This window comes from Klebsiella sp. F11, from assembly GCF_056712265.1.
The window spans coordinates 1,566,346-1,592,277 of the sequence record NZ_CM160060.1; the positions used below are offsets into that span (position 1 = coordinate 1,566,346).

33 protein-coding genes and 4 pseudogenes are annotated in these 25,932 nt (G+C 52.5%); 30 read left to right on the top strand and 7 right to left on the bottom strand.

The window, feature by feature from the left end; genetic code table 11:
- Positions 1–36: 36 nt before the first annotated feature.
- The 5 genes and pseudogenes from AC1M2H_RS07825 to AC1M2H_RS07845 all read left to right on the top strand — a co-directional run.
- Positions 37–447 (top strand): DUF1380 family protein, encoded by a 411-nt coding sequence (locus AC1M2H_RS07825; protein WP_480149783.1) that lies wholly within the window; start codon positions 37–39, stop codon positions 445–447.
- Between the two features lie 52 nt (positions 448–499).
- On the top strand, positions 500–1,264 hold the full coding sequence (locus tag AC1M2H_RS07830) for a hypothetical protein (protein WP_480150927.1): 765 nt from the start codon (positions 500–502) through the stop codon (positions 1,262–1,264).
- A 437-nt stretch (positions 1,265–1,701) separates the two neighbouring features.
- Positions 1,702–2,130, top strand: coding sequence for an antirestriction protein (locus AC1M2H_RS07835; RefSeq protein WP_480151870.1), 429 nt, complete (start codon positions 1,702–1,704; stop codon positions 2,128–2,130).
- Positions 2,131–2,174: 44 nt separating this feature from the next.
- Positions 2,175–2,681, top strand: coding sequence for an antirestriction protein ArdA (locus AC1M2H_RS07840; protein WP_480150928.1), 507 nt, complete (start codon positions 2,175–2,177; stop codon positions 2,679–2,681).
- 941 nt (positions 2,682–3,622) lie between these two features.
- A pseudogene (locus AC1M2H_RS07845) lies at positions 3,623–4,744 on the top strand (ParB/RepB/Spo0J family partition protein); the annotation flags it as partial.
- 29 nt (positions 4,745–4,773) lie between these two features.
- Here the strand turns inward: AC1M2H_RS07845 and tnpC are convergent.
- From tnpC to AC1M2H_RS07865, 4 genes are all read right to left on the bottom strand, one after another.
- Complete coding sequence (tnpC, locus tag AC1M2H_RS07850; RefSeq protein WP_480150929.1) at positions 4,774–6,366, bottom strand: IS66 family transposase; 1,593 nt, start codon at positions 6,364–6,366, stop codon at positions 4,774–4,776.
- Between the two features lie 30 nt (positions 6,367–6,396).
- On the bottom strand, positions 6,397–6,747 hold the full coding sequence (gene tnpB, locus AC1M2H_RS07855; RefSeq protein ID WP_191939720.1) for an IS66 family insertion sequence element accessory protein TnpB: 351 nt from the start codon (positions 6,745–6,747) through the stop codon (positions 6,397–6,399).
- The gene (tnpA, locus tag AC1M2H_RS07860; RefSeq protein ID WP_480148419.1) at positions 6,744–7,157 is read right to left on the bottom strand and encodes an IS66-like element accessory protein TnpA; all 414 of its coding nucleotides are present in this window, start codon (positions 7,155–7,157) and stop codon (positions 6,744–6,746) included. The genes tnpB and tnpA overlap by 4 nt, the downstream gene beginning before the upstream one ends.
- A 555-nt stretch (positions 7,158–7,712) precedes the next feature.
- The gene (locus tag AC1M2H_RS07865; protein WP_480150930.1) at positions 7,713–8,477 is read right to left on the bottom strand and encodes a S24 family peptidase; all 765 of its coding nucleotides are present in this window, start codon (positions 8,475–8,477) and stop codon (positions 7,713–7,715) included.
- Positions 8,478–8,561: 84 nt separating this feature from the next.
- Here AC1M2H_RS07865 and AC1M2H_RS07870 point away from each other — a divergent pair, with 84 nt between their 5' ends.
- From AC1M2H_RS07870 to AC1M2H_RS07950, 17 genes and pseudogenes are all read left to right on the top strand, one after another.
- Positions 8,562–8,807, top strand: coding sequence for a helix-turn-helix domain-containing protein (locus AC1M2H_RS07870; protein WP_480150931.1), 246 nt, complete (start codon positions 8,562–8,564; stop codon positions 8,805–8,807).
- A 39-nt stretch (positions 8,808–8,846) separates the two neighbouring features.
- Positions 8,847–9,167 (top strand): CII family transcriptional regulator, encoded by a 321-nt coding sequence (locus AC1M2H_RS07875; protein ID WP_480150932.1) that lies wholly within the window; start codon positions 8,847–8,849, stop codon positions 9,165–9,167.
- An 87-nt stretch (positions 9,168–9,254) separates the two neighbouring features.
- A pseudogene (locus AC1M2H_RS07880) lies at positions 9,255–9,755 on the top strand (replication protein); the annotation flags it as partial.
- A 296-nt stretch (positions 9,756–10,051) separates the two neighbouring features.
- Entirely contained in the window at positions 10,052–10,705 is a 654-nt protein-coding gene (locus tag AC1M2H_RS07885) for a hypothetical protein (RefSeq protein ID WP_480150933.1), read from the top strand.
- Between the two features lie 4 nt (positions 10,706–10,709).
- Positions 10,710–11,948, top strand: a complete 1,239-nt coding sequence (locus AC1M2H_RS07890) for a hypothetical protein (protein ID WP_480150934.1) — start codon at positions 10,710–10,712, stop codon at positions 11,946–11,948.
- 117 nt (positions 11,949–12,065) lie between these two features.
- A pseudogene (locus AC1M2H_RS07895) lies at positions 12,066–12,404 on the top strand (replication protein); the annotation flags it as partial.
- A complete protein-coding gene (locus tag AC1M2H_RS07900; protein WP_480150935.1) occupies positions 12,386–13,177 on the top strand; it encodes a replication protein P in 792 nt (263 codons plus the stop codon). The pseudogene AC1M2H_RS07895 and the gene AC1M2H_RS07900, both read left to right, overlap by 19 nt.
- A 64-nt stretch (positions 13,178–13,241) precedes the next feature.
- Positions 13,242–13,466, top strand: coding sequence for a hypothetical protein (locus AC1M2H_RS07905; RefSeq protein ID WP_480150936.1), 225 nt, complete (start codon positions 13,242–13,244; stop codon positions 13,464–13,466).
- Positions 13,463–13,897, top strand: coding sequence for a dynein light chain family protein (locus tag AC1M2H_RS07910; RefSeq protein ID WP_480150937.1), 435 nt, complete (start codon positions 13,463–13,465; stop codon positions 13,895–13,897). Before AC1M2H_RS07905 ends, AC1M2H_RS07910 begins: the two co-directional genes overlap by 4 nt.
- A gap of 277 nt (positions 13,898–14,174) precedes the next feature.
- Positions 14,175–14,396 (top strand): annotated as a pseudogene (locus tag AC1M2H_RS07915) (ead/Ea22-like family protein); the annotation flags it as partial.
- A gap of 212 nt (positions 14,397–14,608) precedes the next feature.
- A protein-coding gene (locus tag AC1M2H_RS07920) for an IS3 family transposase (RefSeq protein WP_480151850.1) occupies positions 14,609–15,816 on the top strand; the annotation gives its coding sequence in 2 pieces (ribosomal slippage) (positions 14,609–14,930 and positions 14,930–15,816; 1,209 coding nt in all).
- 739 nt (positions 15,817–16,555) lie between these two features.
- Positions 16,556–16,816: a DNA polymerase III subunit theta gene (locus AC1M2H_RS07925; RefSeq protein WP_480150938.1), complete on the top strand. Its 261-nt coding sequence runs from the start codon at positions 16,556–16,558 to the stop codon at positions 16,814–16,816.
- A gap of 232 nt (positions 16,817–17,048) precedes the next feature.
- Positions 17,049–17,486, top strand: a complete 438-nt coding sequence (locus AC1M2H_RS07930; protein WP_480150939.1) for a recombination protein NinB — start codon at positions 17,049–17,051, stop codon at positions 17,484–17,486.
- Positions 17,483–18,187: a phage antirepressor KilAC domain-containing protein gene (locus AC1M2H_RS07935; RefSeq protein ID WP_480150940.1), complete on the top strand. Its 705-nt coding sequence runs from the start codon at positions 17,483–17,485 to the stop codon at positions 18,185–18,187. The genes AC1M2H_RS07930 and AC1M2H_RS07935 overlap by 4 nt, the downstream gene beginning before the upstream one ends.
- 19 nt (positions 18,188–18,206) lie before the next feature.
- Complete coding sequence (locus tag AC1M2H_RS07940) at positions 18,207–18,491, top strand: hypothetical protein (RefSeq protein WP_480150941.1); 285 nt, start codon at positions 18,207–18,209, stop codon at positions 18,489–18,491.
- Positions 18,492–18,526: 35 nt separating this feature from the next.
- On the top strand, positions 18,527–18,676 hold the full coding sequence (locus AC1M2H_RS07945; RefSeq protein WP_480151871.1) for a YlcG family protein: 150 nt from the start codon (positions 18,527–18,529) through the stop codon (positions 18,674–18,676).
- Entirely contained in the window at positions 18,673–19,488 is an 816-nt protein-coding gene (locus tag AC1M2H_RS07950; protein WP_480150942.1) for an antitermination protein, read from the top strand. The genes AC1M2H_RS07945 and AC1M2H_RS07950 overlap by 4 nt, the downstream gene beginning before the upstream one ends.
- Positions 19,489–19,717: 229 nt before the next feature.
- Here AC1M2H_RS07950 and AC1M2H_RS07955 read toward each other — a convergent pair whose 3' ends face one another.
- Both AC1M2H_RS07955 and AC1M2H_RS07960 read right to left on the bottom strand, forming a co-directional pair.
- Positions 19,718–19,885, bottom strand: a complete 168-nt coding sequence (locus AC1M2H_RS07955) for a hypothetical protein (protein WP_480150943.1) — start codon at positions 19,883–19,885, stop codon at positions 19,718–19,720.
- Between the two features lie 61 nt (positions 19,886–19,946).
- A protein-coding gene (locus AC1M2H_RS07960) for an IS3 family transposase (protein ID WP_480151872.1) occupies positions 19,947–21,154 on the bottom strand; the annotation gives its coding sequence in 2 pieces (ribosomal slippage) (positions 19,947–20,833 and positions 20,833–21,154; 1,209 coding nt in all).
- Positions 21,155–21,438: 284 nt separating this feature from the next.
- On the opposite strand from AC1M2H_RS07960, the gene AC1M2H_RS07965 reads away from it, so the two are divergent.
- A protein-coding gene (locus AC1M2H_RS07965; RefSeq protein WP_480147878.1) for an IS5 family transposase occupies positions 21,439–22,244 on the top strand; the annotation gives its coding sequence in 2 pieces (ribosomal slippage) (positions 21,439–21,789 and positions 21,792–22,244; 804 coding nt in all).
- Here AC1M2H_RS07965 and AC1M2H_RS07970 read toward each other — a convergent pair.
- Positions 22,233–22,613 carry a hypothetical protein gene (locus tag AC1M2H_RS07970; protein WP_480150944.1) on the bottom strand — a complete coding sequence of 127 codons (381 nt, stop codon included), beginning with the start codon at positions 22,611–22,613 and terminating at the stop codon, positions 22,233–22,235. The two genes, AC1M2H_RS07965 and AC1M2H_RS07970, sit on opposite strands and share 12 nt — an antisense overlap.
- 561 nt (positions 22,614–23,174) lie before the next feature.
- Between AC1M2H_RS07970 and AC1M2H_RS07975 the strand changes: the two genes are divergently transcribed.
- From AC1M2H_RS07975 to AC1M2H_RS08005, 7 genes are read left to right on the top strand one after another with little or no spacing between them, the layout of a single operon-like run.
- On the top strand, positions 23,175–23,498 hold the full coding sequence (locus AC1M2H_RS07975) for a phage holin, lambda family (RefSeq protein ID WP_480150945.1): 324 nt from the start codon (positions 23,175–23,177) through the stop codon (positions 23,496–23,498).
- Positions 23,482–23,931 carry a lysozyme gene (locus AC1M2H_RS07980; protein WP_480150946.1) on the top strand — a complete coding sequence of 150 codons (450 nt, stop codon included), beginning with the start codon at positions 23,482–23,484 and terminating at the stop codon, positions 23,929–23,931. Before AC1M2H_RS07975 ends, AC1M2H_RS07980 begins: the two co-directional genes overlap by 17 nt.
- Positions 23,928–24,140 (top strand): DUF7940 domain-containing protein, encoded by a 213-nt coding sequence (locus tag AC1M2H_RS07985; RefSeq protein WP_480150947.1) that lies wholly within the window; start codon positions 23,928–23,930, stop codon positions 24,138–24,140. The genes AC1M2H_RS07980 and AC1M2H_RS07985 overlap by 4 nt, the downstream gene beginning before the upstream one ends.
- Positions 24,137–24,541: a DUF2570 domain-containing protein gene (locus tag AC1M2H_RS07990; protein WP_480152069.1), complete on the top strand. Its 405-nt coding sequence runs from the start codon at positions 24,137–24,139 to the stop codon at positions 24,539–24,541. The genes AC1M2H_RS07985 and AC1M2H_RS07990 overlap by 4 nt, the downstream gene beginning before the upstream one ends.
- Entirely contained in the window at positions 24,429–24,683 is a 255-nt protein-coding gene (gene lysC / locus AC1M2H_RS07995; protein ID WP_480151873.1) for an Rz1-like lysis system protein LysC, read from the top strand. The genes AC1M2H_RS07990 and lysC overlap by 113 nt, the downstream gene beginning before the upstream one ends.
- On the top strand, positions 24,680–24,931 hold the full coding sequence (locus AC1M2H_RS08000; protein ID WP_480150948.1) for a DUF1378 family protein: 252 nt from the start codon (positions 24,680–24,682) through the stop codon (positions 24,929–24,931). Before lysC ends, AC1M2H_RS08000 begins: the two co-directional genes overlap by 4 nt.
- 28 nt (positions 24,932–24,959) lie before the next feature.
- The gene (locus tag AC1M2H_RS08005; protein WP_480150949.1) at positions 24,960–25,349 is read left to right on the top strand and encodes a hypothetical protein; all 390 of its coding nucleotides are present in this window, start codon (positions 24,960–24,962) and stop codon (positions 25,347–25,349) included.
- Positions 25,350–25,932: the final 583 nt, after the last annotated feature.

Consider the following 25,932-nt stretch of genomic DNA (forward strand, 5'->3'; position numbering starts at 1 on the left):
GGCGAGGCCGCCCCACTGAATCACGGAGAAAACACCATGCTGTACGGCACCCGTAAAGAACTCAACAAGAAACTGAAACGCATGTTCGGCGACGAAGAACGTTACGCCCTGCTGGTCTGGACGAAAGAGGACGTGATGGCCCAGGTGGAGAACATGACGGAAGACGAAGCCCACATTGTGCTCGAACTCATCGGACAGGCAGGCACCGGCGACCATGCCGAAGAAGGCGTGTCATTTTGCACCGTTCAGGCGCTGTATGCGGGCATTCAGGAGAGCACACGCCGCGTCACTGTCCCTGCCGGTATGCTGGCGAAACTGACCTGTATCGCCGGGCAGGCGCTCAGCGAGGAGGATGCGCGGGTCTGGCCGCTGGTCTGCCAGCAGTATCCAACCGTCGCCGACGCGCTGGCAGATATCAACTGGCTCAGGCAGCAACTGGCCGCTTAACGCACCCGCCCCGCCAGCGCTGCGGGGCCATCAACCGGATCAGGAACAAAACATGAGAAATGAAACCCTTAACGCGCTCATCCTGCGCCACGGCGACCGCCTGCTACGTCAGGCTGGCTGGCCCGATCCCATTGATATGACACCGGTTGCACCGGACACCGTTCCCGGCTGGCTGGCCGCCTGCGGCTCGCTTGATGCCGCGCAAATCCTGGCGCTGACGACGCACCTTTGCCAGCCTCTCACGTATGGCCGGGCGGAGTTGTTAACCGCCAGCGCCCGGCGACTGGCGGGAACCCCCGCGCGTCTGCATCTCTTTCCGGCGAAGGCATATCTGCACCCCGAACGGCTGGCTGACTGTCAGGTTATCCGGCTGCCCTACGCGCAGGAGTGGCTGACGGCGGCGGAATGTGACGACCTGCTGGCCTTTCTGAAAGCCTCAGCAGACCAGATAGCGGAAATCGTGCGCCGGGATGCGCAACGCCTTGCCGCTGCCCTGCAACCGTCCTCCGCCCCGCGCCTGATGGAGAGGCGTATCGGTGACTGGCGGCTGCTGGCCGACGAGTACGATCATGACAACGGGCTGGACGAAAGCGAGATCGACAGGCTGGATCAGGTTCTCGACGCCATCCTGCTGCGCGATGCGCGTTTCTGCCCGGTCCTGCTCACGCTGGTTAACGAGCGGGAGGAAAACATAGAGGGCGCAGACGTTATCACTGACATGCTCCGTTTTCCGGGCGATCCGGCCCGCCGCTGGCTTGATCGCTGCGTATTACGGTACGTGGTGAGCGAGGCCCGCGCCGTCAGAACTCAGGCGTGACACGCCGGAACAGTGGGGGAGGGGAGACCCTCTCTTGTCTGCCTGCCGTCGCCGGAGGTCCGGTGCGATAAGGATGTCGCCGTGCCGGCTCCGCGTCCACCCGGCCCGGATTCCGGGCCTTACGGGTGAAAAACCTCCTCTGTTATCGCGGTGTCGTGTGCGGGCTGTGCCGTGCCTTCACTTTAGCCCGGCCGCTGCAGATGCAAGGGTTCGCTGACGCCGCCATCCTCGCCCGGTCGCAGTTTTTTTATGATGCTCGCCGTTCTTCCCGTCGTTTTCTCGCTCAGGTTTCGCTCGAAAACCGTCCAGACCGGCTTCGCGCTTTATCTGCGCTGCGGCCTCCGGTGTCGCCCCTGCATCTTCCGCTTTCCGCCGGGCTGTCGTGTCGGCACGGCACCGCCCGGTGTCGCAGTCCCTGTGATTACGGAGGTTTTACCATGCAGTATGTGAACACGCGCCCTGTCCTGAATGTTGAAGAGTCCGACCGCCTGTCCTTCCTGCCGTACCTGTTCGGCAATGATTTCATGCTCGCAGAGTTACAGGTTTATGCGCTGGCGAGAAAGCTGATCCCGGATTATGAAGGCGGTTTCTGGCATTTCATCCGCTTACCGGAGGGCGGCGGCTACATGATGCCCGACTGCGGACGGGTGCATATGGTCAATGGCGAAAACGGGTTTGATCGCACCGTGAGCGCGGAAGCGGCCGGGATCATCCTGACTTCCCTGGCCATCAGTCGCCGCTGCTGGATACACCATGACTGCGGCCACGCCGCGCTGACCCGGCTGTATATGCTGCGTGATGCCCAGCTGTGGGATCATATCGTATCTCATCCTGAATCTGCCGCCATTCGTGCCGCTCTTGACTGATTAACGACCGGGGCGGCAGCGCCGCCCCGCAGGGAGAAGAAACAATGAACTCATCAATCACCGTTCCTGCTGTCCGGGTGGGTACGTATCACCGGTACAACTGCGGCAGCCTTTCTGGCCAATGGTTTGATTTAACGGATTTCGACGATGAAGACGAATTTTATAAAGCCTGCCGGGCGCTGCACGCGGGGGAGTATGACCCCGAACTGATGTTTCAGGACATTGAGGGTATCCCGTCACAGTTTGCCTCTGAATCGTCGATAGACTGGGCATATATTGAGGCGTTCCGGCAGGCGCAGGACGAAGGACGCACCGCCGCGTTTGTGGCCTGGGCGGCGTATACCGGCGAATGTGATTATGACGCCTTCGATGAGGCGTACTGCGGCGAAGCGGAAAGCGCGGAAGATTTTGCTTATGGCTTTGTGGAGGATAACGGCCTGTTAAACGAGGTGCCCGAATCATTGCGCGTCTATTTCGATTATGCGGCGTTTGCGCGGGATTTATTCAGCAGTGATTATGTTTTCCATGACGGGTATGTTTTCCGTCTCTGAATACCACACGGCGGGGAAACCCGCCGGTGAAAACCACACAACGTACTGAAACACTCCCCCATGAGCCGTGCCGGTGATGGCGCGGCAAACCCCTTGTTTTTCCGTCACCTTTACCCCGCCTGACAGCCCGCCAAAACCTGCCTGCGGCGCGGTGGCGTGGCTGCGCTGACGCGCCGCCACTGCCACTCTGTCAGGTGTGCCGTGTACCGGCTTCCCGGCTGAAAGGTCTTCTGGTCTGATGCTTTCTCCTGCTGTTTTTTGTCTTCCGTAGTCCCTTTCTCACGACCCGAACCCGGTGCCTCCTTCGGCTCCTGACCCGCTGGCGCGGCTCAGTCGTCAGCCACACTTCGCCGGGCGGCTGCTCCGCACCCGCCAGGCTACGCCGAACCCGCAGGCGGTTTCGGGCTGGCGCTTGTGTCTGAAGGCTGACGTCAACGGCAGGCCTGCAGTATCCGTGAACGGATACGCCGCCCTTTTACGCGCCGTGACCTGCGCTTTATGCCCCCCGGCAAACTGACGCCGGGGCGTAAGGGGCAACGCCGTTTCGCGTGCCGCGCCCCGACGTTGCGGCGGATCCCCGCTCATGTCCGCTTCCGCTGCCGTATCACCCGTTTCAGTCCCTGTCGCCGGGGCTGAGACAGGCACAGTCGCTGGCGGCAGTCCAGGGTAAATGGCACGCGGTAAACCGCGCCCCGGACAGCCGCCATCGCCCGCGCGGGTTTACGCCCCTGCGGCGAAGGTTCTCAAACGGGTGAAGGCATGACCTCCGGGAACAAAACAGCAGGTTCCCGCAAAACGTCAACACCGCGGCTCCCGAAACTCAACGGGTGACGGGGTTTAAAGGCAACACAACGGAGAAAGGCGAAAACAGAGCAGTAAGAGGTGCCGGGCAGATGGGCTGTCCGGCAGACAGTCATCAATAACCAGAAGGAGTATCAATTATGTCAGTGACCGAGTCTAAAGCAAAAGCGCCGGTTAAAACCAGCAAAAGAACTGTAGAAAATTCCGAATCCGCCGCCCTGAAGGCGGCACTTGAGGCCGCACAGATTGAGATGGTGCCGCTCTCGGCGCTGGTCAAATCCCCGCTGAACGTCCGTCTCATTCCGTACCCGGCAGAGAGCGTCCGGGAAATGGCTGATTCCATCATGACGGTCGGCCTGATCCAGAATCTGGTGGTTCATTCACTGCCGGACGGTCTGTCTGGCGTCGCGGCAGGTGGGCGTCGTCTTGCGGCCCTGCAACTGTTGCTCAGTGAACAGCGCATCGGTGCCGGGTATCTGGTTATCGCGAAGCGCGTCAGCGACGAACTGGCGGTGGTGGCCTCGATGGTGGAGAACAACCAGCGGGTGGCGATGCATCCGGCGGAGCAAATCAGCGGTTTCCGCACCCTGTCGGAGCAGGGCAACACCCCGGCGCAGACGGGTGACCTGCTGGGGTACAGCGCCCGTCACGTTCAGCGGATGCTGAAGCTGGCAAACCTCGCCCCGGAACTGATGGCCCTGCTGGCAGAGAACCGGCTCGACGTGGAGCAGTGTCAGGCCCTGAGTCTGGAGAACGACCCGGCGCGTCAGGTTCAGGTTTATGCGCAGGTGAAGGCCGCATACGGCAGCGCTCCGGCACATTTGCTGAAGCGGGCCATCACGGACACAGAAATTGCTGTGACCCACCCCCGGTTTGTGTTTATCGGGCGGGAAGCGTATGAGGCCGCAGGGGGTGTGGTGCGTGAGGACTTGTTCAGCGCCCATGAGGGGGACGGGACGGCGAACGGGGCGCTGGTAGACCGTCTGGTTATGGAGAAACTGGCGTCCGCCGCACTGGCAACCGAACAGCAGGAAGGGTGGTCATGGTCACTGGCGCGGGAAATCCCCCTGCGGAACTACGGCGAAGACCGGGAAAATTACCGCCTGCTTCCGGTGCCTGAACCACAGTACACCCCGGATGAGCAACAGCGCCTCGACGGCTTGTACGCCACACTCGAAACAACGGAATCCTGCGAGGATGAAGACGCCATTCAGATGCTGATTGACGAAACAGAAAGTCAGGCGGTTCATCGTGAATGGACGTAAGCGTTCAGCGAGTGCCGTATTGACGGCTATTTATTGGTGAGATCCACGTTCCAGGGCAGAAGTTCAGCCACTTTGTTGCTGGGCCACTCCGGCAGAACGCTCAGGATATGGCGTAGGTAAGCCTCCGGGTCGATGCCATTCAGCCTGCACGTACCGATCAGACCGTACAGCAGGGCTCCACGCTCACCACCGTGATCGCTCCCGAAGAAGATATAATTTTTCTTGCCAAGGCAGACAGCTCGCAGCGCGCGTTCTGCCACGTTGTTATCAGGCTCTGCCAGGCCATCATCGCAGTAGTAGCACAGCGCATCCCACTGGTTCAGGGCATATGCGAACGCCTCCCCCAGCCGGGATTTTTTCGACAGCGTTGCGCTTTTCTCCTCCAACCACACATGCAGGGATGCCAGCAGCGGCTTACTCCGGGACTGCCTGGCTGCCAGCCGCTCAGTTGCCGGGAGGCCGCGTATTTCCTCTTCTACCGCGTACAGTTCACCGATACGTTTCAGGGCTTCCTCTGCTGTGACCGTCTGAGTACTTAAATAGACGTCGTGGATTTTTCGGCGCGCGTGAGCCCAGCAGGCTGCTTCTGTTAGCGGGCCGCCGTCACGCTCTGCACTGAACAACCTGTCGTAACCAGCGAAGGCATCGGCCTGCAGAACGCCATGGTAATGGCGAAGATGTTGTTGAGGATGTTTCCCCTGCCGATCCGGCGAGAAGGCGAACCACGCTGCGGGCGGGTCTGACGACCCCGCGTTCCGGTCATTGCGAACGTACGTCCAGATGCGCCCGGTTTTCGTCTTCTTTCTGCCCGGTGCCAGTACCGGCACCGGAGTGTCATCCGTATGCAGTTTGCGGCAGTCCATCACGTAGCGGTAAAGAGCCTCATCCAGCGGGACCATCAACCGGCAACAGGCATCCACCCAGTTGGAGAGCAGAGCCCGGCTCAGATCCACGCCCTGACGGGCAAAGATTTCGCACTGGCGATATAGCGGCAGGTGTTCACAGTATTTGGCCGTTAACACCCGGGCCAGCAGACCCGGACCGGCGATACCCCGATCGATAGGGCGTGATGGCGCAGGCGCTTCAACGATGCAGTCGCATCGGGTGCAGGCCTTTTTCACCCTGACCGTGCGGATCACTTTCAGAGCGCTGGAGACCAGCTCCAGTTGCTCTGCGCTGACTTCTCTGAGGTATGCCATATCGCTGCCGCAGTCCGGACAGCAGGTTTCGGCGGGCTCCAGCCTGTTTATTTCGCGTGGAAGATGGTCAGGCAGAGGACGGCGATGGCGCGACTGTCGAAGCTGACGCGGAACCTGCTGATCGTTATCCCGGCCGTTGTAACGATCGCTTTGCTGCTCCTGCTGTTTCAGCAGGGCTTCGGCGTCTTCAACCTGTCGGCGAAGTTTTTCGGAGCGGGTACCGAACAGCATCCGCCGTAGTTTTTCTATCTGTGCCCGCAGATGCTCTATTTCGCGCTCTTCGTTCTCTATTTTCTCTTCTGCGCGGGCCAGCGCAGAACGCAGGAACGACTCAGTCTCTGCAACGAGGCTGAGCCGACTGTCTTTCTGGCGAAGCGCGTCTTCCAGCGCGGCGATACGGGCGATATAGTCCTGACTCATGACCTCATTTATAATGCGGTCATGCTCTTTTTACAACATTGTCAGTGAGTTAAGTCGGGCTGTTTTTGGCTGACGCCAGTCCAGCTTATCGAGGAGCATGGCGAGTTGTGAGCGGGTGATGGCGATTTTACCCTCGCGTACAGCAGGCCAGATGAACTGGCCTTCCTCCAGCCGTTTGGTAAACAGGCACAGACCGTCAGCATCAGCCCAGAGGATCTTCACGGTGTCACCTTTGCGGCCACGGAAGATAAACAGGTGCCCGGAGAACGGATTTTCATCAAGTGCATGCTGTACCAGCTCGCCCAGTCCATTGAACGATTTACGCATATCCGTGACGCCAGCAACCAGCCAGATACGGGTGCCTGACGGGAGGGATATCATTGGCTTCTCCCGGTCAGCTCGCGGAGCAGCACGGCCAGCAACTCCGGTGACGGGTTCTCAAGCGTCATTTTGCCGTGGCGGAACTCGACGCAACAGGAGGAGGCGTTCAGCGCTGAGAACTGAGCTGGCTCAGTGTTCATCCTGCCAGATGGAGTCGGATCAGGTACAACCTCAACAGGTAGTATCGTTGGTAGTGATGAAGTCACTACGGTAGCCGGAAGGCGGCGCGATATGCGGCCTTCATTCTGCCAGAGCCGCAGCCATTTGAAGATGACGTTATCATTAACGCCGTTTTCACGGGCAATCTGAGCAACGCAGGCGCCGGGACGGGAAGCCAGTTCAACCATACGGAGCTTGAAGTCATTCGAATAATTCTTGCGGGGTTCTTTTCGCCAGTATTGGGATTCCATACTTAGATGTCCGTCTGTAACAAGTGGGCGTCTAAGTTACCAGTACTGGTTTAATGGCTACATACGGCACTGGGTTTACGCTTACGACATATCGGCATTGCAGGTACGAAGAACCAGAACTTTTTCTTTACTCATCTCACCCTCAAGCCTTATCGCGGCTAACGGAACGTTTTGCTGGCATCCGGGAGGACCGGTGTTGTTTGGATGAGAATATTATTAACCGTTAGTTATGTTTAGTCAATAACTTTGGGTTAATTTTGATGTTTTTTATATAACAATATGATTTTATTATCAATAAATAGTAATTTGGTTTTGGTGTTGGTCTAAAGGAAACCAGTGGGGGATGATTGTGAGGAAGTTTTGAGTAGGTTTGGTTACAGGAACTGCGTACCGGCTATAGTTTACTTTGCGTATATCCTTCTGAGTCTAGCTGTAAGAGATTAACAGTATCAGGCTTAGTGGGGTGACGATATTTCTATTAATTACAATATCATAGGTTGGGAATGGTGTTGGGCGGGGCGTAAAGCAAACCCGGCTCTGAGGCCGGGCTACATATTAGCAATCCAGAATTGCCCACCAAAATACACGACCTATGATAGTGATTTTATCGAGTGCCTTTTCTTCTGGAGGATGCACTGCTGAATTATAACTACGGATGCTAACTGTATCCGGGCCAGTTCTGTAAAGAAGCTTGATTCTCTTCCAGCCGTCTTCGCTAATGGCATAAATTTTTCCATCAACAATTTTTTTATCTTCGGTATTAATAGCGACTGTAGTGCCGTTCGGAATGTTAGGTTCCATGCTGTCCCCTCGTGCGGGGAAGCATAAAATGCTATGACCGTCTGTATCAGCACCAATTCTGCGCAAGGTTGCCTTAGAGAATCTCAACTTGAATCCGTTATAGTCGGTATCGCCTATACAACCGTCACCACAGGCGAATTCAATATCTTTAAGGAAAGGGACTTCAACCTCATCATTTGTGACAGGTGTTTTTTTATCCCAAGTATCAACGGCTTCCCATTCTGATTCTGGAGGAATTGATGATTGTTTATTTTTTCTTTCTGATTCTCCACTCCTTCCATACTCTAGCCACTCAGGATAAACCTTAAGCCATCGACTAAGCGCAAGAATGTTTGAGCGATCCGGTATCGCAGCAGCATTTAACCACTTCCAGATGCCCGGTTCTGTGACACTTATCCCTTGTAAGTTCATCGCTTCGCGAATTCGTTTCGCCTGTCCACGCCCACCTACGCCAGCATCATTTAATGCAGCGAGAAGCCTCTTAGAGAACTCTTCTTTTAGATCGTCTTTTTTAACCATACGTTAATTATTAAATATGTTTTACATAACTGTCAGTTAAGATTTATCATTAACTCGGAGTTAATTAAGTTAACGGGTAAAATTATGAATCCAATGCAATTTGCTGTTGATGCTGTGGGAGGGCAGACCGCCGCAGCGCGTATATGCGGCCTGTCAAATGTGGCTATCCATAAATGGGTTAAGAACAAGTCTCTTCCCCGAACTGAATATACCGAGAAAACCAATTACTCAGCGCTTTTGGCTGAAGCCTCGGGTGGAAAATTTACTGCCGAATGGTTACTGCACGCGGCAAATCCAGACCGAGACAAAAATACAAAATCAGCCGCTTAACCGGCGGCCTTTCAATCAACACCAGAGGAAGTATGGCAAATGAAAAACGCAATAGCCCGTAACTTAGAACCCCCGGCACTCAATCCGGTTGAACTGGAGGGAATTTTGCTGAATCGCCTTTCCGCAGTCAGTCAGAAGGCATATGCGGAGTATCTGGGGATAAGCGAATCAGCAGCCAGCAGACGCAAGGGGGAAGGTCATTTTGCAGAGATAGCAAAGGAACTCTCTTTCCTTGGTCTCCGGGTTGTTCCGCCTGAAGCGGTGGTGGTTCCGCTCCATTACCTCCAGTCCGTTGAAATCCTGGCTGATTTCGGCCTGAAAGCGCAGCGGGAGAGTAAGAGCGTGGTGGGGTGGAGCTGAATGGAAAGCAAAGCAATCAGAAAAGGCGAAAGCCGCGGTGCGCTAACACCAACGGCTTTCTGGTGGAATTAACTGTCTCAATTCACAGGAGTAATTATGACAAATACTGCCGAAATAATCAATTTCCCTGTGCCTGTCGTGGCACTACAGGAGCTGCGCGTGGCAGATCTCGACGATGGGTTTACGCGCATCGCCAATGAGCTCCTTGAGGCTGTTATGCTCGCGGGGTTAACCCAGCATCAGCTTTTGGTGTTCATGGCGGTCATGCGCAAAACATACGGCTTCAACAAGAAATCTGACTGGGTGAGCAACGAGCAGATTTCATTGCTGACCGGAATTCTTCCGCACAAGTGCTCGTCCGCAAAAAGTGCTCTGGTTAAGCGGGGCATTTTTACTCAAACCGGACGAATCGTGAGCATTAACAAAGCGGTCGAAGAATGGTCATTATTACCCGTTACAGGTAAGGAAAACAAAGCTTACCCGAAAGAGGTAATATTACCCGAATCAGGTAAGAAAAGTTTACCCGAATCAGGTAATGCCTATTACCCGAATCAGGTAAACACAAAAGACAAACATACAAAAGACAATAAAGACAATAGTAATAAACTGTATTAGTCGCGACTTGACCTGACAGGTTTCGCAGGTTGAGCATAACCAAATCTGACAGTCTGCTTTGAGCGAGGAGCGGAAGTTCGCAATTTGATAATGGCATTACTAAAATTGTAGCGTGTTAAGCAACAGGGAGCAGGTCAAAGGGAACTACGAAAAGGAAGCGCTCTTACAAAGAAGGCTGTTATCTGATATAGGTTTATTTTTAGTCTCACTGCGTACGGATGTGTGATAGTGGGGTAATCTTACCTATACACTTTTATAAAAAGGATCAAATGATGAAGTCTAGAGATTTAAAAACAATTCATGACCTGATTGTCACGAACTACCAGAAACATGATTTAGGTAATGGTCGTTATCTACACACATTCCAGCCAGCAACAACAGATACAACCTATCAATTCGAAGCTAACTTTGAAAACGAGTTAGTCCCTGGAGAAAGATACAACATAGGATTTACCGAAGTAGGTGGCGTTAAAATGGTAGATATATCTTGTGTATCGAAGTCCTCTGTAGTTAATCAATATATTAGCTACGAATGTGCAAAATTAGTTTCTAGAGAAAAGCATGATGAAAACAAAGGAAAAAATGATTCAAGAGTAAATCACGCCGTGCAAAATGATTACTATTGGGGGCGAAAGTATGCATGGCGCGAGTTTGGATTAGTCATCCCCAAAGAAGTATTTTATAAATACTTATTAGATTGTGTTAATCACCCTAATATACCGTGTACAGTTTCAACGCCCGGCCATCCAGTAGGTGATGACTCGATAGCATTTGCGAATAAAGGTCTCGAAAAAGCAATCGAGGATCTAATAAACACAGCAACAAGAATTAAAGATGGTCCTTATTTCAAATCCCCTCTATATTTCAATGGTAATAAGAGGTTCACAATAAGGGGGATCAGCGCAATAACAGACAAAAAATAATTCAATGGCATGGGTTTTATGTAAAGAGATGACCTGCCCCCCCATTAAACTAACATACCATGTGCCAACAATGTCCGTTGTTGGCACGAAGCGGCCAGTCCAGTGGGCTGGCATGTCCGCTGTGAGCGAAGTGCGGAAGTTCACAGTTGGACTTAAAGTATATGGAGGCAATGCTAACTTACCGCATATTAATCAATGGTGGCAGGAAAATTACATGACCGATGGCTCGTCGCAACTAAGAGAGATTATGGAAAATACAACTAAAATTCAACACTTTATATCTCAAGCAGAGCAGCGTAGTAACTGCATTGACGAGAGCAGACCAAAAGATATGCAGCGAATCTACAAATTTGAAATCGAAGACCGAGAAAAAGGAGTTGTTCGCTTGATTAACCCTGAAGGTGCTAAAATAAAGAAGAACCTCTTTTTTTATGATCTTTTTAGTTTCGACGTGAAAAGCTCAAAGTTAAGAAAAAATTTTGAGGACTTTTTTCAGAAATTTGAAATGGACTTAGTTCCAGCAACAAAGATCCTTATCTCCGAATCAAAGGTAAATTCTGTAAGCGATATGTTGAAGGATGCTGCTGTACGAGTGTTCAAAGCAAAGATCATGGGAATGATTAGAAACCCATATTTAATTTCTCAAACAATCGACATGTTTTATCAGTCGGTGGATTTTCAACCAACTGACCCTCTTTTGCTAAAAAACTTTTCCGCTATTCGCGTGGGAAAAAAACCTCACCTAAGCGAGGTTTGCGCAATGTTTGGGGTGACGAGTGAGCAATATTTCCAGTGGCTGGAAATTATTTTTCTAGCTTTAATGACTCCGCCAAAAGTAACGAAAAGTATCTTAGAGTTGACTATTGAGGAGATGGTTGAGTCGGAGGGAAATATGTGTCATTTGATACTAGCAACCTTTGACAATATTCCGGGCAGGAGAGTTGCTGTACCTGATACCGGCTACCTCCAAGGAACTAATGATCCTAATCATAATGCGTTTCTTTTCAATTTGAGTCGAAGTGCGTTTGCTATATTCAATGTGGTGAACTTGCCAAAGCAGAACCTTGAAAAAATACCGGCGAGCATGAATGGAAAAATAGGGGCGTACAAAATAAACTTTTCAGCACTGCATCATCACAATAACATGAGCCTTCTTGAAAAATTTAACCGTCTGGCAGCATATCAAGCCCATTCTCATATTTTTTGTGCCGAACCTAAGATCTTTGGAGTTACCACTATTTAATGATTACAATTAATTTATTTTAGGTTGAGTAGTAACAAATGTCCGCTGTTGGCACAGAGCCGCCGGTCAGATTAGGTTCAGCTCTGTGCCACAGCTGTGTCAGGTCAAGTTTGAGCTAATACAAATAAACCCCCTAAATCCCCCAGAGCGGTTTCGTTCGATGCGTCCAGTGTTCAGCTGCCTGATTGGTTATCCGCAGTTACCTGGTCTTCGTGGGTCGAATACCGGCGAGACCTGAAAAAGCCGATCAAGTCTCAACAGACCGTGACGCAGGCTATCAACCTGCTCGACCGCTGCAGGCTGAACGGATACGTACCTGAAGAAATTATCAACCGAAGCATCGCCAACGGCTGGCAGGGGCTGTTCGAACCTGACGGACAGGCGAAGCGCAGTCGCGATGCAGGGCAGGAAGGCCTCCACTGGAACAGCCCGGATGCATGGAGGGATTTCCTGTGAAACCTGAACTCTACCGCGCAATAAACAATCGGGATGGCGCAGCGATGGCAAGCATGGCCGGGGGCAACCCCGAGCATGGCCGGGTTGTGAATTCAGACGCTGAGCGCCTTGTTGACGCGCTGTTCATGCAGCTGAAGCAGATTTTCCCGGCTGCAACGCAAACCAACCTCCGGTCCGATGCTGACGAGCGAGTGGCTAAGCAGCAGTGGATAGTGGCATTTTCGGAAAACGGCATCCGCACCCGCGAACAGTTATCCGCTGGCGTGCGCCATGCTAGAGCCAGTGAGTCGCCGTTCTGGCCATCGCCGGGCCAGTTCATCAAGTGGTGCAAGGACAGCGGCACAGTCCTCGGTATCAAGCTGGCTGACGTGATGGATGAATTTCAGAGATACAACCGCGAGAAGGGTCTCCACACCGGCGGCGCGGAACGCTTCCCCTGGTCTCACCCGGTCATGTACTGGATTGTCACCGATACCCGGCGGGCAATGTACCAGCGCCAGCTCAGCGAGGCAGAAACCGAGAAATATGCTGCCAAGAAACTGGAAGACTGGGCGCTGAAAGTGGCCGCCGGAGAGCAGATACCGTCACCGGTGCTGGCTCTGGAGAACAACCAGGAAGTGATCCCTACAAATCACGCCAGCAGGCAGCGAGGTTATCACCCGGAAGGCAAAAGCTTTGGCTGCATGCCTGGTGCCACATCGCTAGGCGCGCTAACCCCGGCTCAGTGGCTATGGGATGAGTATCAGAGAGGAAAGGAAAGAGGGCTTATCTGAAAAAAATAACTCAGGAATACAAGTCGCAATCAACTGCATCGGGCAGCATCCGGGAGAACAGATCATGAAATTCATCAAATTAAGCCAGAGGGCAACGGTAGAGCACCAGGGCAAATATGGATGGGAGCCTGAAACGGTTTACGAGCCGGTTTTTATTGCCACTGACCACATTGAGAGCATGAGCTTTGCCGGGCTAACCTCCATCAGAACGGCTTCTGGCGAGCGTATTGAGGTCAGGGAAACCCCGGAAGAAATCATCGCCATGCTGGGAACAGGAGCATCGAAATGAACATCGAAGCGGTAAGCGAGCTGATTCAGTCGCTGGAGAGCGCAGGCGAACTGTCAATCAAAGAGCGGAAGTATCTGGACTTGGCTAAGGCGTACCAGCAGCTGGCTGCGGAGAACGTGGGGCTGAAGGCTGCATTTAGCCCGAAAGAAATTCCATCTGAAGCTGTCGACGCATTCATGGATACCGCCGTCATGGACCACGACTGGAATGAAACCTCCGAGTGGTCTTGGGTTGAAAACGAAACTGAGGTTATCCGCGCTGTGCTGGATGCTCTTAAGCCTGAAACCCCCGCCACCGACGCTTATCTGGCCGGGATTAAGGCTGATGGGGTGGAGGAGTGGGTTTCGAGCAGAGGTGGTCGTTGGAATGGCACGACAGAAGAGGCGCTTAAGTTCGCCAAGCAGCTGCGCGAGGGAGTCAATCATGACTGATATCACCGAACTGGCGCAGAGAGCCAGAATCAATGCTGAATGTGGTGAGCATCTTTCTCCAGCAGAAACCATCGAGCTGGTAGAGGCGCTGGAGAAGGCGGAGCAACACATTGCACGTCAGGAGCAAATTCTCTTAAACCAGGATGAGTCTCTGTCAATTCGTCGCGGGAAACTTGACCAGGTAGACGAAGCTTTATGTAAACTCCTGGCGCCCGGCGCGGAGTACATGGACCCGCCAGACGGTGGCAGCGTAACGCCACTGGAGCAGGTGTCTCGCATGATTGCGGATTACCGCCAGCGTATAGCGGAATTGCGGAAGTTGAATGCAGGACTGGCCCAAGAGTCTTTCGAGCGCCAGCAGAGAGTTGACGAGCTAGAGCCTATCCACGCAGCAGCCGAGAAACTGGTTCGCTACAAAGGTCGCTATCACAGCGAGCAGAACTATCGCGCACTGGCGGCGCTGTTTGGCGTGACGACTCCGGACCTGCCGCCGTTGGATGAATAGTTACTCACCGTCTGTATGAGCCACGACCATAGTATTAGAAAATAAAATAAATCATTCAGGGGGTCATAAGTAAATCAGTAAAAAAATAGACAATAAACCAGACTGACCATAATCCTGATGTAGCCCCCTGAAACACCGGACAGTAGCTGTATCTCCAGATAAGAGATAGGCTTAAATATATGTCTAACAACCATGTTAATTTTGAGATGACCGGGATCCTGTTAGGGCAAGAAGCCCGTAAGCGTAAGACTCCGCAAGAGAAAATTGCCATCATCCAGCAAACAATGGAGCCGGGTATGAATGTCTCCCACGTTGCTCGTCTGCACGGTATTCAGCCCAGTCTGCTGTTTAAATGGAAGAAGCAATATCAGGAAGGTAGCCTCACCGCCGTTGCGGCCGGAGAGGAAGTGGTTCCGGCTTCGGAGCTGGCGACTGCACTCAAACAGGTCCGGGAACTACAGCGTCTCCTGGGTAAGAAGACGATGGAAGTTGAGATCCTCAAAGAAGCGGTGGAGTACGGCCAGTCGCGAAAATGGATAGCGCACGCGCCCTTGTTGCCAAAGGACGGGGAATAGCTCTGGTTAGTCGCACCATGAGCGTGTCGCGTGCGCAGTTATCACTGCGGGTGAGCCGCTCTGCCGACTGGCAGGACAGGCGCAGCAACCGGCGTAATGACGAAGCTGATGCAGAGATACTGTCGGAGATCCTCGGCATCATCAGCGACATGCCCAGCTACGGTTACCGGCGGGTGTGGGGTATCCTGCGTAAGCAACGCCGTGTAGAGGGACTTCCACCGGTGAACGCCAAACGGCTTTACAGGATAATGAGCGAGCATAACCTGCTGTTGTTGCGTGATAAACCAGAGCGTCCGAAGCGGGAGCATAAAGGCAAAATCGCGGTAGCGGAAAGCGATATGCGCTGGTGTTCAGACGGCTTCGAGTTCGGTTGTGACAACGGCGAGAAGCTTCGGGTGACGTTCGCACTGGACTGTTGCGACCGGGAGGCCATAGACTGGGCAGCGAGCACGGGAGGCTACGACAGTTCAACGGTACAGGATGTGATGCTGAGGTCAGTGGAAAGGCGCTTCGGTAGCACGCTGCCGGGTAAACCAGTGCAGTGGCTGACAGATAACGGTTCAGCGTACACCGCGCATGAAACGAAGAAGTTCGCGCGAGAACTGAATCTGGAGCCGTGTACAACAGCGGTGAGCAGCCCACAAAGTAACGGCATGGCCGAACGGTTCGTGAAAACGATGAAGGAAGATTACATCGCGTTCATGCCAAAACCAGATGTGGGAACAGCGCTACAGAACCTTGCAGCGGCGTTCAATCACTACAATGAAAATCACCCGCACAGTGCGCTGGGATATCACTCTCCGAGAGAGTACCGGCGGCAGCGGGCATCGTTAACTTAAGATACAAAAGCTGTCCGGAGATGGCGGGTCAAGATCAGACTGACCATAATCCGATAAAACCTGAAATTCCCTTGAACATAATCAGTTGCCTTAAATGAGAATTCACTGGTGAGATTGAATATAAAATATTATGAAATCTGATATGAGTCGTAAAGTCAAAATCTGGCAAAATTTCGATGCACCGATTCGATACGCACCTCTGATACTAAGTTGCCCAGAGACTGAGTGGAAGGGGCCAAAGGCCCCTTAATTAATAGGTTTTTTAATCCAACGTCTCCGTTTAGGTACTGTTATGCATGAAATTGCGGTGAGTCTGGTTCCACAATGAGAACAAACGGCACCATGCGGCAGGTTTTTTTCAGGATGAAAAGTTGTGAAAAAAAACTTATTCCTCGAACAAACCGGACAATTGAATTTGATGTTAGGTATAACTACTCCATCAGAGGGGGGGATTGAAAGTAAACTATGGCGCATATTTCTTAGGGCAGAATGCTTTTAAGCATAATCTGAAAATCCAACTCAAGTCCGGGATGCAATTTAAATAGCTATTGAGCATCAGGTCTACACTCATTGAAGCCAGCAGCCCGCCTGAGCTGCAATCTCAGGATGAGAAGTGAAACATCTGTGTGCTGTAATTATTCATCGAGAGAGGTGCTCATAATTCCCCCTAACACTGCACAGACGCGCAGGTATCCACTAGGTGATATATACTCCTTTGAACGGATGGAGAGGAATTTTTATGTCAAACTGGAACATCGCCGCAAAGACGCAGGATGAGCGCGAACGGATGCATGTCGACCTTGCTGCAAGCGGTGTCGCATATAAAGAACGTCTCAACATACCTGTAGTTGCTGAAATAGTAGCAAGAGAACAGCCTGAGCATCTGCGCGGATACTTTGTAGAGCGCGTGCGTTACTATCGCGAGCTAAGCCTGCGTCTGCCTGGTTCTGATGACCCGCGTTACCTTAATGATATGGCAGAAAGGAATTCCGGGAGGTAAACAGAACATTGCACAGGATTAACCCGGATTACTTAGTTTTTTATCTTGCTTTGACTTCGGCATTCTGACTGATATTATATACAGTGTCAGCCTGAACAACTGACACTGGTATCCGGCGCCGCGATGGAGACATTATGGCGCTCGCACAATCTGAAGCTTTTCCCCTGTCACCGATGGCGAAAGTCACCGGCGATTTTCTGTATCCGGCGTTTGACCTCTGCGGAGGTGAAGCGTGAGCATAAAATTCTACCTTCGCGACGAGCAGATACGTCGCAACCTCATTGACTACATCAGCCAACAGCCGGTAAGCGCTGATTTTCCGCTGGTCGTCACTTTTTCCGATCCGAAACGCACACTTCCCCAGAACTCACTCTTTCATGCCCTTTGCGGGGATCTGACTCAAGCCCGCATCCGCTGGGCCGGTTCGGCCTGGTCGCTGCCCTCATGGAAATCAATTCTGGTATCCGGTCATTCGGTTGCTACCGGCGGGCAGGGGAAGGTCATCGCCGGTCTGGAGGGGGAGCTTGTCGCCATCCGCGAAAGCACTTCGTCAATGGGCATTAAGCGCATGAACAGCCTGATTGAGTACAGCCAGGCATTTGCCGTCAGCCAGAACGTACAACTTCGTGAAGTCCGTTATCGCGGTAACTTTTTTGGAGCCCTGTCATGAGCAACCTGATCACTTTGAACACCATCACCATGTCCAGCCGCGAAATTGCGGAGCTGACCGGAAAACAGCACGTTCACGTAATGCGCGACATCGAAGTGATGTTCGGGCAGTTAAATGAGTCCGCTGAGGGGTATATCCAGAACCGGAGACACCCCCAGAACGGGCAGGAATACCGGGAGTACCGGCTCGATCGCGACCATGCAGAGTGTCTTGTCACAGGATACAGTGCAGCCCTTCGAATGAAGGTCATTAAACGAATCCGTGAGCTTGAGAGTGGGTGTGCGCCGGTACCGCAGACACTCCCTGAAGCCCTTCGTTTAGCAGCCGACCTCGCTGAGCAGAAACAGCAGCTTGAACAGCAACTGGCCATTGCGGCACCAAAAGCAGAATTCGCTGACCGGGTTGGCGAGGCTGAAGGTGTGCTTATCGGCAACTACGCCAAAGTCGTGCAGCTCGGACAGAACAGGTTATTCGCATGGTTACGTGATAACGGGGTGCTGATCACCTCCGGCTCCCGTCGCAATGTTCCGAAGCAGGAATACATGGATCGCGGCTACTTCACCGTGAAAGAGACTGCGGTCAACACCAACCACGGCATTCATATTTCCTTCACCACCAAACTGACCGGCAAAGGCCAGCAATGGCTGACGCGCAAACTCCTTGACTGCGGATTGCTCAAAGCGATTGGGGATGCAGCGTGAAAGGGATGTGGAGGTGAGTATGCGATCAGTTTACCGGAACCGAAAGTGGCTGGCGGCGGTAGGCCAGCTTGAACAGTGCGTTCTGTGTGGGGCATGGGGCATTCAGGTTGCGCACCGGAACGAGTCAAAGGGAATGGGGATGAAAGCCGACGACTGCGCCAGTGCGGCGCTGTGTGTCCGCTGTCACCACGAAATCGACAACGGCAGGCACCTGACGCTGGATGAGCGCCGGGAGATGATGAACCGGGCCATCGTTCTGACGCTGGTTGAGCTGGCGCGTCGCGGACTGGTGGTGCCGGTATGAAAACCTGCAACATCACGCCGCCGGGAGTGGCCAGCATGACCCAGCGGGATTGTAACGAAACCCGTCGCATCCGCCACTACTGGCACAGGATCCGCCTGTTCCGGCACCGGGGCACAGTCATAACCGACTACCGGATACTGAAAAATTTTGTTCGCATTTGCCGGATACAGGGAGAGAAAGCATGAAACTGGAATCATCGTTAAAGCATTTCAGCCCGCAGTGCATGCACATCAGCGACGACGTGAAAAGCACATCGCCGGATCGCCTGAGTGGTACAGACGTTATGACCGGGATCGGGGTGACCAGCAGCCGGGCACGCTTCGGGCTGGCGGCGTTCTTCGGTAAGGCTGGCATCAGTAAGACGGATGAGCAGCTGGCGGTTCAGGCGCTGGCGCGGCATGCACTTGATACAGCACCAAAAAACGTGCGCAAGGCCGCGGGTAAAGCGCTGGGGCGCTGCTGCCTGATTCTGGCGCAGTTTGCCTTTGCAGAATATTCCCGTTCGGCTGCAACGACAGGAAATTGTCAGTTCTGTAACGGCACAGGGAAAACTCAGACCACGATAACAGAGCGGAAAGTTTCTTACCCGTGGGGTAAAGCGCCTTACTGGGCGAAAAGGTCCCGTGCTGTTCGTCCGTCTGACTGGGAGAAATGGACCGAGGTAACCGCCATCACCAGCGCTAAATGTGAAGCCTGCGGCGGAAAGGGGATTATTAACGCCCGCTGCCGCTGCGGCGGCTCTGGTGAAGTGCTGGACCGTAAAGCGACGAAAGAGCATGGGGCTCCGGTTTATAAAGCTTGTGAGCGCTGCTCCGGGATTGGCTTCACCAGCGTTAAATCAGCGAACGCACATCGAGCCATCCAGATGCACATCCCTGATCTGCACCAGTCCTCGTGGTCGCGCAACTGGAAGCCGTTCTATGAGAAGCTGGTGGATATGCTCCACAAAGGCGAGAGACAAGCTGCAGCGGAGTTTGAGAAGGCGACCACTTATTAATATGATCGGAACAGATAGCGACAAATTTTTGCACGATAGAGTTGACTTTGCATAAAAGTGTCCTGTATGCTTCTAATCATGGATATTTACATCCAAATGAGAGTCATTATGAACCCTGCCAGCTGGCGGGGTTTTTCGTTTCAAGAGCTAGGAATGTCAGCACCGGAAATCGAACAGCTAACATTCCAGACTTGTTATCTTCAGAAGCTGTAATCTGTTTAGAGCAATATTATTTAGTATGTTTATTTGCTGCTACCAAGCCCGGCAGGGTAAATGCATATAGCAAAAAAGTTTCTATATAGTTTATTATTTCCGTTGCCTCAGCTTCACTAAAAACATCATCTGAGTGTACGGATGAATTACCGTCCAATCTAATTATTTTGGCCCACTGAGCCATTTCGGGTGTGATTTTTCCGCTTTCTGATCTTGACCCGCCATCTCCGGACAGCTTTTGTATCTTAAGTTAACGATGCCCGCTGCCGCCGGTACTCTCTCGGAGAGTGATATCCCAGCGCACTGTGCGGGTGATTTTCATTGTAGTGATTGAACGCCGCTGCAAGGTTCTGTAGCGCTGTTCCCACATCTGGTTTTGGCATGAACGCGATGTAATCTTCCTTCATCGTTTTCACGAACCGTTCGGCCATGCCGTTACTTTGTGGGCTGCTCACCGCTGTTGTACACGGCTCCAGATTCAGTTCTCGCGCGAACTTCTTCGTTTCATGCGCGGTGTACGCTGAACCGTTATCTGTCAGCCACTGCACTGGTTTACCCGGCAGCGTGCTACCGAAGCGCCTTTCCACTGACCTCAGCATCACATCCTGTACCGTTGAACTGTCGTAGCCTCCCGTGCTCGCTGCCCAGTCTATGGCCTCCCGGTCGCAACAGTCCAGTGCGAACGTCACCCGAAGCTTCTCGCCGTTGTCACAACCGAACTCGAAGCCGTCTGAACACCAGCGCATATCGCTTTCCGCTACCGCGATTTTGCCTTTATGCTCCCGCTTCGGACGCTCTGGTTTATCACGCAACAACAGCAGGTTATGCTCGCTCATTATCCTGTAAAGCCGTTTGGCGTTCACCGGTGGAAGTCCCTCTACACGGCGTTGCTTACGCAGGATACCCCACACCCGCCGGTAACCGTAGCTGGGCATGTCGCTGATGATGCCGAGGATCTCCGACAGTATCTCTGCATCAGCTTCGTCATTACGCTGGTTGCTGCGCCTGTCCTGCCAGTCGGCAGAGCGGCTCACCCGCAGTGATAACTGCGCACGCGACACGCTCATGGTGCGACTAACCAGAGCTATTCCCCGTCCTTTGGCAACAAGGGCGCGTGCGCTATCCATTTTCGCGACTGGCCGTACTCCACCGCTTCTTTGAGGATCTCAACTTCCATCGTCTTCTTACCCAGGAGACGCTGTAGTTCCCGGACCTGTTTGAGTGCAGTCGCCAGCTCCGAAGCCGGAACCACTTCCTCTCCGGCCGCAACGGCGGTGAGGCTACCTTCCTGATATTGCTTCTTCCATTTAAACAGCAGACTGGGCTGAATACCGTGCAGACGAGCAACGTGGGAGACATTCATACCCGGCTCCATTGTTTGCTGGATGATGGCAATTTTCTCTTGCGGAGTCTTACGCTTACGGGCTTCTTGCCCTAACAGGATCCCGGTCATCTCAAAATTAACATGGTTGTTAGACATATATTTAAGCCTATCTCTTATCTGGAGATACAGCTACTGTCCGGTGTTTCAGGGGGCTACATCAGATTTTTCCGCTTTCTCGGAGCTTGAATACACGCTTTGATAAATCATTAATACTTATTCCTTCTGCAACTCCTAAGTGCTTTGTTGCAAGATCAAGCGCTTTTCTTGACAGCATTACCGATGTGGAGAACTTAGAGCCTATCCCAAAAGGAATTATCGTATAATACGTTACGGTAATTTCTGAGGGGGAATGTATGGCGGGTAGCAAGTGGCAGATCAGCGACGAACTATGGGAAAAAATGGCTCCACTCATCCCGGAGCATAAAACCAGCCACCCACTGGGGACTCATCGTAGACGCGTTGATAACCGTGCTGCCATGGATGCCATATTCTTCGTCCTCAGGACCGGTTGCCAGTGGAACGCCCTGAACGCCACCGGGATATGTTCATCGAGTTCTGCACACCGACGCTTCCAGGAATGGCGCGATGCGGGAGTCTTCGAACGCTTCTGGCAGAACGGTTTGCTTGCCTGCGAACATCTGGACGGCATTGACTGGTCCTGGCTGTCGATGGACGGCTGTATGACCAAATCGCCATTGTCAGGAACAAAAAAACAGGCCGTAATCCCACGGACAGAGGGAAACAAGGCGTAAAGCGTAGCCTGCTGACAGACGCCAACGGGCTTCCTCTGTCGCTGGTTGTTGCAGCAGCGAACACGCACGATATCAAACTGGTTGCAGATACGCTCGATGCACTTCAGACGGGGCGTCCGGGGCAAAAACTCAGACTCTGCCTGGACAAAGGTTACGAAGCTGGCTGGCTGAAAACGTATCTACAGAGCCGCCGCTACGAGCCGCATATCCAGTCCCGTAAAGAGGAGTCTGATGCAGGTAAAAACACCGACTTCAAAGCCCATCGCTGGGTTGTCGAGAGGACTCATAGCTGGATGAATCGCTTTCGCCGGGTTCTGACCCGATGGGAAAAGAAGGCCGAAAATTACGAGGCCATGTTGCATTTTGCCTGCGGCATCATTGTCTGGAACAAAATCCTATTGGGATAGGCTCTTAGCGCGCGTGAGATTGTCCTTAGCTTCAAGAAATGCATCTGCAATATTCTCAGGGACGCCAGCGGGAGCGAGAGGAATGTCTGCTTTAGGGTAGACATTTTCAACAATCCCATAGGTATCATCATGTGGTGAAAAATGAATATCAATTGCGTAGTTTTGTGCGCGTTGCAAATACCCGCCATTTCTGACGGTATGTTCATCAGGGGATATTTCAGCTACGACCACGCCATTACAACTTCGACACAAAAACACCATGGCAAGTAGTCTTTTTCGGCTAAGTATGAATTCTGACATGCACTCTAATGCTGTGTTTTCTCTAAGGCAGTGCGGGCATGTGACATCTTCTAAGGAAACCATGGGCATGATTAATTTAACTCCCTTTCTAAATGAGCTTAATACGGCTCTTCAGTGTTCCGATCGACCAGAATCGACATTATTTCAGCACTATAACTCCGCATCTGATGAAGTAAAAGAAATGATAGTACTAGCAATGATAGGAAAACTGATAGAGCAACATAAACGACTACAGTCGGTAAAGTGAGATTTAACAACAACATACTGAGGCTGCGCATCTGCGCGGCCTTTTTCTTTGGGCGAAAAAAAGCCCGCATCAGAGAGCGGGCGGGAAATAAAACAACTATGACACATATAAGGGTTCTGGAGGTCTCCATTCCAGAGCGCTCATGATAGTTTTCTAAGGCAGTTAAGTAAATCCTGATTTCAATGGCTATGCATATGCGTGGCCTTTTCTGTTTTGTGCCGCCAGAACGTCACTCACTCTGTGCTTTGTCGTAAATCCATCTGGCGGCCTTTCCCTATATAGGGCTCACCGACGACGGTTCATAACCCAATCGCCGGGCGCTTGCGCAGAGCCCGCCTATTTGCTTCACACAGCGCCATCCGTAACCAACGGAGGTGAGGCCTATGAAAATGCCCTATAAACAAGATTTCATCGCCGCTCTGCTGGCAGCTAAGGAGCAGGGTATCGGCGCAATACTGGCTTTCATTATGGCGTACCTACGAGGCCGCTATAACGGTGGCGCCATGACGAAGACGCTAATTGATGCACTGATGTGCGCAATGATTGCCTGGTTCGTTCGTGACCTTCTCGACTTCACCGGATTGAGCAGCAATCTCGCTTACATCGCCAGCGTGTTCATTGGCTATATCGGTACCGACTCGATCGGCAACCTGATTAAGAAGTTTGCCGCCAGAAAAGCAGGAGTAGACGATGCAAACCAGTCCTGAAGGAATTGCACTGATTAAAGGGTTTGAAGGCTGCCGGCTTACAGCATATCCCGATCCGGGTACGGGTGGTGCTCCGTGGACGATTGGCTTTGGATGGACATTGCCAGTTGATGGTAAGCCAGTAAAGCCGGGAATGACCATTGACCAGGCTACCGCTGACCGGCTGCTGAAAACAGGGCTGGTGAGCTACGAAAACGACGTGCTGAAAATCGTGAAGGTTAAGTTAACCCAGGGTCAGTTTGATGCGCTTGTATCGTTCGCGTACAACGTCGGCTCCCGCGCGTTTTCAACCTCCACTCTGCTGAAGAAACTTAACGCCGGTGACATCAAAGGCGCTGCAGATGAGTTCCTGCGTTGGAATAAGTCTGGCGGCAAAGTAATGGCGGGGCTTACTAACCGACGCAAAGCAGAGCGAGGGGTATTTCTGTCATGAAGATTGAACTGGTTGAGGACTGGAAAGGGTGCTGGAAGTGGTTTTCCTCATGGGCGCTGGCGCTGGCCGGTGCGATACCGGTGGTGTGGGTGGAACTGCCTGAAGACCTGAAAGCGTCCATACCGCCGGGAGCCATGAGTGCCATCACGGCGGTGGTGGCGGGATGTGGTCTGGTCGGGCGTCTGGTGAATCAGGCTAAGCCGAAATGATCGCCTCACTGAAAGCGTCCGTCATCATTGCGCTGTTTGTGCTGGTTATCTGTCTGGGTGGCTGGCTCGGGTATCGCTATGAACGCAACGACAGCCGTGCAGATGCCGCAGAGAGCCGGGCGGAGGCTGCCGCTCAGGACGCGAGTCAGGCAGAGACGGTGACAGAAAATGTCATGAAAACCGTATCGATAATCAACACCATTTCGCAGGCGGTCACTGATGAAAAGCAGCAGAACAGTGAAGAGAGCACGACACGGGCGCGTGATATCAGACAGGCCGTTAAGGATGATGGCTGTGCTGTTAAGCCTGTTCCTGCTGTCGCAACTGAGCGCCTGCGTGCGCACCGAAACAAAATACGTACCCGCTCAGCCGATACCACTTCCGGCAAACCTCACGGCTGACTGCCCTGTACCCGACATCCCTGACGCGCTCACCTGGGGCGACAGCCTGACGCTGAATGAGCAGCTGCTGACGGCTCTGGACGACTGCAATACCGATAAATCCGCTATCCGTAAAATCGAACAATCGAGGCAGACCCAATGACCTCACTACTGACGTATATCAATTCCTGCATTCTGGCCGCAATGCTTATCGCCGGAGGCTGGGTGAAAATCTGCGACTATTTCCGCAACAAGACCGCAGCCAAAGCCGAAGCGGCAGAAGCAGCGGCAAAAGCGAAAGCTGACGAAATCGAAGCTGCCGTACAGGAACGCCTGAAGAAATTGCAGGCTGATGTTGCAGCCGCGCCAGAGGCAACGGCGACGAGCGGCACCGGCCCCGCTGTGCAGTAAACCAGTTCACACAACAGAGGAACTAAACATGTCTATTGATATAACCAAATCCGACCTCGCCATTGTTCTCGCTGATGCAGAAGTGGCGACGCTGGTGAAAAACAAAATCATCGCGCTGAAAACTGACGGCATCGACGCGGCATTGCAGGAGGAATTCAAAAACGCGGGTTTTGTGAAAGACGCCGACACGCTGACACTGAGTGTCGATAACGTGGAAGTGGCAAGGGGTGCCACCGTGGTTATCGACGTGACCGCCACCGGCGACAGTCCGATCACGGTCAGGGCTGCTGATGAAAACCTGTCAACGGCAACCTATGCAGACGGCAAACTGACGATTAAGGGCGTTAACGCTGGCGCAACCACGGCGACGTTAACAAAAGGCACCGTTAACATTCCGGTCAAAATCACGGTTAAGTAAGGCATTACAGAGCCACTTTCCGGGGTGGCTCCATAATGCTCTTCAGACCAGACAGCATGAATTTCTCCACAGATTTTAAACACACTTCAATCGTCGCACTTAAAAAAGCGACTGTTAGTGAGTCGTCTGAAGGCGGAGAGGACGGATTAACTTAACCAGGAAAAGTAAAGATGGGGTCTGACGGCAGGTGGCGCACGGTATTGCTTTATGTTTTGAAGCATGGTAGTTTGAAAAAGGCCCCTGCGTTTAAATCCGTTACAGACTATTCCTTTAATCTCGCAGGGGGGGTGGTACTTCCTTCTCATACAGTCATAACGCCATCACCAGAAGTTGTGTTACCGGGCCTATCATAAAAAAGAAAAAATAATTTACTTTGCTAATTAATTGTAACAGAAAGAATTGATTTAGATCATTTTTTTGTCACTTTTTTGTTATGTGTTTGTAATTGCATGAATTGTAATAATATTTAGGAAATCAGAAATTAATTTCTGAAGGCTGACTTAACAAATCAGGCCACCGGCATTTGCTGGTGGCTTTTTTATTGCACTTCGCATGCACCAAACAATCGTGAGTCTTTCAGTAG

Coding starts and splice junctions, on each gene's coding strand:
- AC1M2H_RS07890 (WP_480150934.1), top strand. CDS start 10,710: ATGGCATGGGTTTTATGTAAAGAGATGACCTGCCCCCCCATTAAACTA.
- AC1M2H_RS07955 (WP_480150943.1), bottom strand. CDS start 19,885: ATGGCTCAGTGGGCCAAAATAATTAGATTGGACGGTAATTCATCCGTA.
- tnpC (WP_480150929.1), bottom strand. CDS start 6,366: ATGAGTCAGGACTATATCGCCCGTATCGCCGCGCTGGAAGACGCGCTT.
- AC1M2H_RS08000 (WP_480150948.1), top strand. CDS start 24,680: ATGACCTCACTACTGACGTATATCAATTCCTGCATTCTGGCCGCAATG.
- AC1M2H_RS07835 (WP_480151870.1), top strand. CDS start 1,702: ATGCAGTATGTGAACACGCGCCCTGTCCTGAATGTTGAAGAGTCCGAC.
- AC1M2H_RS07945 (WP_480151871.1), top strand. CDS start 18,527: ATGACCCAGCGGGATTGTAACGAAACCCGTCGCATCCGCCACTACTGG.
- AC1M2H_RS07910 (WP_480150937.1), top strand. CDS start 13,463: ATGAACATCGAAGCGGTAAGCGAGCTGATTCAGTCGCTGGAGAGCGCA.
- AC1M2H_RS07875 (WP_480150932.1), top strand. CDS start 8,847: ATGAAAAACGCAATAGCCCGTAACTTAGAACCCCCGGCACTCAATCCG.
- AC1M2H_RS08005 (WP_480150949.1), top strand. CDS start 24,960: ATGTCTATTGATATAACCAAATCCGACCTCGCCATTGTTCTCGCTGAT.
- AC1M2H_RS07885 (WP_480150933.1), top strand. CDS start 10,052: ATGATGAAGTCTAGAGATTTAAAAACAATTCATGACCTGATTGTCACG.
- AC1M2H_RS07900 (WP_480150935.1), top strand. CDS start 12,386: ATGGAGGGATTTCCTGTGAAACCTGAACTCTACCGCGCAATAAACAAT.
- AC1M2H_RS07985 (WP_480150947.1), top strand. CDS start 23,928: ATGAAGATTGAACTGGTTGAGGACTGGAAAGGGTGCTGGAAGTGGTTT.
- tnpA (WP_480148419.1), bottom strand. CDS start 7,157: ATGGAATCCCAATACTGGCGAAAAGAACCCCGCAAGAATTATTCGAAT.
- AC1M2H_RS07940 (WP_480150941.1), top strand. CDS start 18,207: ATGCGATCAGTTTACCGGAACCGAAAGTGGCTGGCGGCGGTAGGCCAG.
- AC1M2H_RS07970 (WP_480150944.1), bottom strand. CDS start 22,613: ATGCCCATGGTTTCCTTAGAAGATGTCACATGCCCGCACTGCCTTAGA.
- AC1M2H_RS07935 (WP_480150940.1), top strand. CDS start 17,483: ATGAGCAACCTGATCACTTTGAACACCATCACCATGTCCAGCCGCGAA.
- AC1M2H_RS07925 (WP_480150938.1), top strand. CDS start 16,556: ATGTCAAACTGGAACATCGCCGCAAAGACGCAGGATGAGCGCGAACGG.
- AC1M2H_RS07975 (WP_480150945.1), top strand. CDS start 23,175: ATGAAAATGCCCTATAAACAAGATTTCATCGCCGCTCTGCTGGCAGCT.
- tnpB (WP_191939720.1), bottom strand. CDS start 6,747: ATGATATCCCTCCCGTCAGGCACCCGTATCTGGCTGGTTGCTGGCGTC.
- AC1M2H_RS07870 (WP_480150931.1), top strand. CDS start 8,562: ATGAATCCAATGCAATTTGCTGTTGATGCTGTGGGAGGGCAGACCGCC.
- AC1M2H_RS07840 (WP_480150928.1), top strand. CDS start 2,175: ATGAACTCATCAATCACCGTTCCTGCTGTCCGGGTGGGTACGTATCAC.
- AC1M2H_RS07950 (WP_480150942.1), top strand. CDS start 18,673: ATGAAACTGGAATCATCGTTAAAGCATTTCAGCCCGCAGTGCATGCAC.
- AC1M2H_RS07865 (WP_480150930.1), bottom strand. CDS start 8,477: ATGGTTAAAAAAGACGATCTAAAAGAAGAGTTCTCTAAGAGGCTTCTC.
- AC1M2H_RS07825 (WP_480149783.1), top strand. CDS start 37: ATGCTGTACGGCACCCGTAAAGAACTCAACAAGAAACTGAAACGCATG.
- lysC (WP_480151873.1), top strand. CDS start 24,429: ATGGCTGTGCTGTTAAGCCTGTTCCTGCTGTCGCAACTGAGCGCCTGC.
- AC1M2H_RS07905 (WP_480150936.1), top strand. CDS start 13,242: ATGAAATTCATCAAATTAAGCCAGAGGGCAACGGTAGAGCACCAGGGC.
- AC1M2H_RS07980 (WP_480150946.1), top strand. CDS start 23,482: ATGCAAACCAGTCCTGAAGGAATTGCACTGATTAAAGGGTTTGAAGGC.
- AC1M2H_RS07830 (WP_480150927.1), top strand. CDS start 500: ATGAGAAATGAAACCCTTAACGCGCTCATCCTGCGCCACGGCGACCGC.
- AC1M2H_RS07990 (WP_480152069.1), top strand. CDS start 24,137: ATGATCGCCTCACTGAAAGCGTCCGTCATCATTGCGCTGTTTGTGCTG.